General features: G+C 68.7%; 5 protein-coding genes. 1 reads left to right on the top strand and 4 read right to left on the bottom strand.

Features of this window, described 5'->3' with window-relative positions:
* Nucleotides 1-1,298: pyruvate kinase (gene pyk, locus AC1DU6_RS16260; protein WP_477858319.1), on the bottom strand; the 1,298-nt coding region annotated here is incomplete at its 3' end.
* Between the two features lie 146 nt (nucleotides 1,299-1,444).
* Nucleotides 1,445-2,410 carry a porin gene (locus AC1DU6_RS16255; RefSeq protein ID WP_477858317.1) on the bottom strand — a complete coding sequence of 322 codons (966 nt, stop codon included), beginning with the start codon at nucleotides 2,408-2,410 and terminating at the stop codon, nucleotides 1,445-1,447.
* Between the two features lie 209 nt (nucleotides 2,411-2,619).
* Between AC1DU6_RS16255 and AC1DU6_RS16250 the strand changes: the two genes are divergently transcribed.
* Complete coding sequence (locus AC1DU6_RS16250; protein ID WP_477858315.1) at nucleotides 2,620-4,587, top strand: methyl-accepting chemotaxis protein; 1,968 nt, start codon at nucleotides 2,620-2,622, stop codon at nucleotides 4,585-4,587.
* On the opposite strand, the gene dhaK is transcribed toward AC1DU6_RS16250, so the two are convergent.
* Together dhaK and AC1DU6_RS16240 are read right to left on the bottom strand one after the other, a co-directional pair.
* Entirely contained in the window at nucleotides 4,573-5,556 is a 984-nt protein-coding gene (gene dhaK, locus AC1DU6_RS16245; RefSeq protein WP_477858313.1) for a dihydroxyacetone kinase subunit DhaK, read from the bottom strand. The genes AC1DU6_RS16250 and dhaK overlap by 15 nt on opposite strands.
* A gap of 47 nt (nucleotides 5,557-5,603) precedes the next feature.
* Nucleotides 5,604-6,543: substrate-binding domain-containing protein (locus AC1DU6_RS16240; protein WP_477858311.1), on the bottom strand; the 940-nt coding region annotated here is incomplete at its 5' end.

Here is a 6,543-nt window from a genome sequence, read left to right as displayed (position 1 = left end):
GCCTGGGACACCATGTCGGGGACATCGGCGATGAGGGCGCTGGAGTGCACCKAATGCACGCCCCAGACCAGGGCCAGGCGTCGCGCGATGTCGAGTTCGGGTGTCATGCTCAGCACCGGTACAGCAGGCCGCTCGCGGGCCGCGCGCAGGGTGGTGGTGCCGGAGCGGGTGTAGGTGACCATGACGGCGACGGGCAGCAGGCTCGCCGTCTGGCGCAGGGCCAGGCAGATGGCGTCGGCCACCACCGGTTGGGGCGCGGTGTGTGAGGCATCGAGGCCCGCGCGGTAGAGGGGGTCGGCTTCCACTTCCGCAATGACCCGCCGCATCATGGCCACGGCCTCGCGGGGGTATTTGCCCGAGGCCGATTCGGCCGAGAGCATCACGGCGTCCGCGCCCTCGTAGACCGCGTTGGCCACGTCCGAGGCCTCGGCGCGGGTGGGCACCGCGGAGCTCACCATGGATTCGAGCATCTGGGTGGCCACGACCACCGGCTTGCCGGCAGCGCGGCAGGCCCGCACGATGCGCTTCTGGATGCGCGGCACCTGCTCGGCCGGCAGTTCAACGCCGAGGTCGCCGCGCGCCACCATGATGGCGTCTGCCGCGTCGATGATGGCTTCCAGCGACTCGATGGCCGCGGGCTTCTCCAGCTTGGCCAGCACCCCCGCGCGCCCTTGAACGATGGCCTTCACTTCGTGCAGGTCCTCGGGGCGCTGCACAAAGGACAGCGCGACCCAGTCCACGCCCAGGCTCAGGCCGAAATCGAGGTCCGCGCGGTCCTTGGGCGTCAGGGCCGAAATGGGCAGCAGGACCGAAGGCAGGTTGACACCCTTGCGATCGGACAGGGTGCCGCCGACGATGACTCGCGTGTCGGCGAAGTTCGGGCCGCAGAGCAACACCCTCAGCCTGAGCTTGCCGTCGTCGATCAGCAGGTCGGTGCCGCGCTCCAGGGCCGCGAAGACCTCGGGGTGGGGCAGGGGGGCGCGCGTCGCGTCACCCGGCGTCGGGTCGAGATCGAGGCGGAAGCTCGCACCTGCGATGAGCTCGACCGAGCCTTCAAGGAGGGTGCCGATGCGCAGCTTGGGGCCCTGCAGGTCGAGCAACACGGCGATGGGCCGGCCCTGCTCGGCCTCCAGGCGCCGGATGATGGTCAGCCGCTCGGCATGCTGGGCGTGGCTGCCGTGACTGAAGTTGAGGCGAAAGACATCGGCGCCGGCTTCGAGCAGGCCCCGAATGGTGTCGATGTCGGAGCTGGCAGGGCCCAGGGTGGCGACGATCTTGGCTTGGCGGTGGCTGTTCATGCTGGGCGGGGATTGGCGCGGAGCGCGCCTCTCAAAAAAAGCGCTGGCCCCAGGTGGAGCCAGCGCCGAACCGACGCCCGCGCCGCATGCGCTGGGCGTCGGGACGGTGCCGATGCAGTTCCCGCAATCGGCACCCCCGATACTGCTCAGAAGGCGTGGAACATGCCCAGCGCGTAGCCGGACTTGTTGGTCCCGGCCGGGGCTTTGCTGTCGTTGGCGACGACTGCGAAGACGTTGGTCCGGGCCGAGAAGTTGTACTTGTAGCCCAGCGAGAGCAGCTGTTCGACGCGCACGCCGCCCTGGTCCTGCACGTCATAGGAACCAATGAAGGCACCTGGCCCCGCCGGTGCGCTGAAGCCCACCAGCAGGTTCTTGCGGCTGACCCGCAGCGCATCCCGACCCGAGCCATAGCCGGCGTAGAGCTTGACCGCGCCGAAGTCGTAGTTGGCGGCCAGGGAAAGCCACCTCTCGTCCTTGCTGCCGTCGTTCGAGACCTCGTAGCCGGCGCCGAGATACAGCGGGCCGTCTGCGTAGCTGAGGCCGACATTGGCCGGCTTCTTGCCGCCGGGCCCCGGGCTTTCGGCGGACATCTGGGCGCCGAAGCTGAAGCCACCGACCGAGTTCTCGTAACTCACCGAGTTGTTGACCCAGAAGGCGCCCAGACAACCGCCCGAGTAACCCGGGCCGCAGCCCACCGAGCCGTAGGTGCCTTGGCCCAGGGTGCCCATGCCGAAGGGGTCGGCGGCGTACTGGGATTTCAGGAAGGCCTGCGACCACCAGCGCCCCAGCTTGAGCGAGCCAAGTGACTCGCTGCTCAGGCCGACCCAGGAGCCGCCCTTCCAGAACGTGGTGCYGCCGCCCACCGTGCCGTCGTCCGGGTTGAGGCGGTGCTCCAGATAGAACGAGGCCTTGAGGCCGCCGCCCAGGTCCTCGGTGCCTTTGAAGCCCAGCCGGCTGCCGCCCATGTCGTACAGCTTGGTGCCCGGCGAATCGTGGGTCTGCCGGCCGGCCTGGGCTTCGATGAAGCCGAACACCGTCACCGACGACTGGGCCCATGCCGTCCCGGCGCAGCACACCAGCGCTGCCGCCCCCGCCATCAATCGCTTGTCCATCATATTTGTCTCCTGAGTGATTTAGTTGAGTCAATTCCGTCAAGAACGTTCTCAGCGATAGGCCGTTGCGTAGCAACGTGTTAGCGCCGAGAAGAAATATTAAATCAATCTAAACACATCAGCAAGACAAAAATATTGCACTACACTACATCAAGAGAGCGACGCGGGCATGGGGCTCCGCAGTCGCCGCCGAGCCACCGGAGACAAACATGCTTTCGAGCCCACCTGATCGCGCCTCCCCCACCTGCAGCGTCGCCCGCCGCATCACCTTGTTCGGTGGCGCCTTCCTGATTGCGGTGCTGGCGCTCATCTGCGGCGTGATGTCTTTCATGCTGGGTAAACGGGCCCAGGAGCGAACGGTGTCCTGGGTGGATGCCAGGGTCGAGGCGGTGGCCCAGGCGGTCGACGCCTATGACGCCACCGCCAAGCTGCTGGTCGAGCGCTTCTTCAAGGTGTTTGGCGACCAGTTCGGCAAGAACTTCACGCTCGACGAGGCCAACGGCCGCCTGCTGCAGCTGGGCATCGCCCAGAACGATTACCACAGCCCCTGCGACAAGTTCACCGAGTTCACCGGCGGGGTCGCCGCGGTGCTGATGAAGCGCGGCAATGGCTTCGTGACCGTGAGCACCTCGCTGAAGAACGGCCAGGGCGAACGCGCCATGGGCATGCAGGTGGATGCCTCTCACCCCGGCAATGCCGCGCTGCTGGGTGGCCAGCCCTTCGTGGGCCGGGCCAGCCTCTATGGGCGCTCCTTCATCACGCGACTGCAGCCGGTGCGCGACCTGCAGGGGCAGGTCGTCGGCGCCCTGTTCGTCGGCTTCGACCTGACCGACTTCGACCGCTCGCTGGAGCGCATGGTGGCCGGCGCCCGCTTCTTCGACAGCGGCGGCGTCTATGTGCTGGACCCGCGCGGCGGCAACGCCGAACAGGCGACGCTGATGCTGCCGCCACAACTGCGCGGCCGCCGCCTGGCCGAAGTGGCCCAAGGCGCGCCCGAACTCTTGGCTGCCTTGCGCGCCGCGGCCCCGGGCGAGGAGCTGAGCGGCGTTCGCCCGGTCCTGCAGCCCGAAGCGAATGACCGCTTTGCCGTGGCCCGGCCCAGCGCCGGCACCGGTTGGATCGTCGTCGGCGAGGCCTCGTCCAGCGAGGCGATGCGCCAGCAATGGGCCACCCTGATTCCGTTTCTCGTCATGTTCGGCGTGGCCGCGGTCGCGCTGTGCGCTGGCCAGTTCCTGCTGATCCGCAACTGGGTCGCGCGGCCGCTGCGTGCCCTGGTGCAGTCGCTGGACCGGGTGGCCGATGGTGACCTGTCGACGCCGGTGCCGGCGGGCCGCGACGACGAGATCGGCAGCATGACGGGCGGGGTCGAAAGGCTGCGGCTGCGTTTCATCGAGATGCTCGGCGCCGTGCGGGCTTCGGCCGATGCGATCTCACTGGCCTCCTCGGAGATCGCCTTGGGCAACCAGGACCTGAGCCAGCGCACGGAAGAGACCGCCGCGCGCCTGCAGCAGACCACCTCCGCGATGGAGCAGGTGCATGGCAATGTGCTGCAGACGGCCGAGGCCACGCGCCTGGCGGACAGCCTGGCCTGCAATGCCTCGGAGGCGGCCGAGCGCGGCGGCGCGGCGATGCGCGACGTGGTGCTGAAGATGGGCAGCATCTCGGCCAGCAGCCAGCGCATCGCCGAGATCACGGGGGTCATCGATGGCATCGCCTTTCGCACCAATATCCTGGCGCTGAATGCGGCCGTGGAGGCGGCGCGCGCCGGCGACAGCGGGCGCGGCTTCGCCGTGGTGGCCACCGAGGTCAGAAACCTCGCTCAGCGCTCGGCGGCGGCGGCCAAGGAGATCAAGGAGCTGATCGCCGGCAGCGTGGATGAGGTGCAGGGCGGCGCCAGGCTGGCCGACGCGGCCAGCGCGCGGGTGCAGGAGATCCTGATCGGCGTGCGGCGGGTCAATGCGACGCTGGGCACCATCAGCGCCAGCACCCAGGAACAGTCGCTGGGGCTGGGCGACATCAACCAGTCGGTGTCGACGCTGGACCGCATGACGCAGCAGAACGCCGCACTGGTGGAGCAGTCGGCGGCCGCCGCCGCGAGCCTGAAGGGGCAGGCGGCCGTGCTCGTCGGCGAGATCGCCCAGTTCCGGCTGGAGGCCGCGCCGCTACCAGCGCAGTGAGGCGGTGGTGACGGGCGCGTCCCACAGCGAGGTGAGCTCGTCGTCCAGCGCCGTGACCGTCAGCGAGGCGCCGGCCATTTCCAGCGAGGTCGTGTGATTGCCCACCAGCCAGCGCTTGACCTCGAGGCCCTCGGCGCGCAGCCGCTCCGTCGCGATCTTGTTGAGCAGGTGCAGCTCGATCAGGGGCGTGCCGCCGAAGCCGTTGACATGCAGCAGCACCTGGCGCCCGGCCTTGATGGCCAGGTCCTTGAGGATGGGCTCAAGCAGCATTGAGATGACTTCATCCGCCGGTACCACCGACTGCCGGCGGCGCCCGGGCTCGCCGTGGATGCCGACGCCGACCTCCATCTCGCCGGGGCCGATCGCAAAGGTGGGGCGGCCTTCCCGCGGCACGGTGCAACTGCTCAGGRCCACGCCCATGGAGGCGGTGGCATTGTTGATGCGTACGCCCAGGGCCTTGCACTCGTACAGGTCGGCACCGGCCTCCGCGGCCGCGCCCAGCATCTTCTCGACGATCAAGGTGCCGGCGACGCCGCGCCGCCCCACGGTGTGCGTCGAATGCTCCACCGCGACATCGTCGTCCACCAGCACGATGGTGCAGTCTTCGTCGAGCATTTCGCTGGCGACCTGGAAGCTCGCGGTATCGCCGGCGTAGTTCTTCACGATCATCAGCACGCCCTGGCCGGTCGACACCTGGCGCGCCGCGGCGACGATCTGGTCCGGGCTCGGGGCGGTGAACACCTGGCCGGGGCAGGCGGCGTCGAGCATGCCTGGGCCGACATAGCCGGTGTGCAGCGGCTCGTGGCCCGAGCCTCCACCGGCAATCAGGGCGACCCGGCCCTGCTTGGGCGTGCGGCGATGGACGAACAGCGGCGACTCGTTGAGCGCCAGCAGATCCTGATGGGCCAGTACCAAGCCCATGGCGCTGTCCCGCACCAGATCGTCAATCGTGTTGACGAATTTCTTCATCTGCCAGTCCCGTCCTTGGCTCATTATTTACCCCGGTCGCAACGAAGTCACGCCAGGTTTTCCGCCGTGATGATCTCCACCCGCGAGTTGGTGATGGACAGCGCGCCGCGCACGCCGTCGCACAGGGCGCGCAGCACGCGCCCGGCCGAGGTGACGGCGTACTGCACGTCCTGGTGCAGCAGATAGCTCAGCGTGCCGGAGAGCAGCATGGAGCGGTGCACCTCGAGCAGGTCGTGGGCGACGAACATGAGGTCGTGCCCATAGCCCTGTTCGGTCAGGGCCCGGCCAATGCCGAAGCTGCAGGGGCCGACGTTGTAGAGCGCGTCGATGCGCTCGCCGGCCGCCTCGGCGACGAGGGCGCTGCGTGTGTACTCGAAGGCCTCATCCTCGGTTTCCGGCAGATCGAAGAGCCTCAGCACCTTGGCCTGCGGAAAGCTTTCCTCCAGCACCTGCTGAAAGCCGATGCGGCGGTCCAGCTCGGCGGCGAAGCGTGTGGGCGGGGAGAGCAGGGCGCACAGAGTGGGCACGTCGCGGCGCAGTGAGCGGCCCACCAGCAGCCCCGCGGTGCGGCCCGCGGCGCGGTTGTCCGCACCGATGGCGGTCTCGCGCAGCGAGCCGGGCACGTCGGAGAACAGGGTGACCACGTGCACGCCGCCGCGCACCAGCTCATTGATGGCCAGCTTGACCGGCGGCACGTCGGGTGCCAGCACGGCGATGCCGTCGAGGTCGGACAGCTTGGCCAGCTCCGCGGCAAAGGCATTGGGATCGCTGGCCGGGATGCGGTGGGTGATCTCGGTGATGTGCTGATGCCGGAAATCGCCCGCCGCCTGGGCCACGACGCGGTCGACGAGATCAAAGAACCCCAGCCGCGCCGCCGGCAGCACGAAGGCGAAGCGATAGCCCGAGGTGGAGCGCGGGCGGCCGCGGATCGGCGTGCCGCCACCCAGCAGGGCCATGGCCTCTCTGACCTTGCGCACGGTGACCGGG

This window comes from Roseateles sp. P5_B10 (assembly GCF_056400485.1).
The sequence above is the reverse complement of the archived record's forward strand: the minus strand, read 5'-3'. Positions and strand labels throughout refer to the sequence as shown.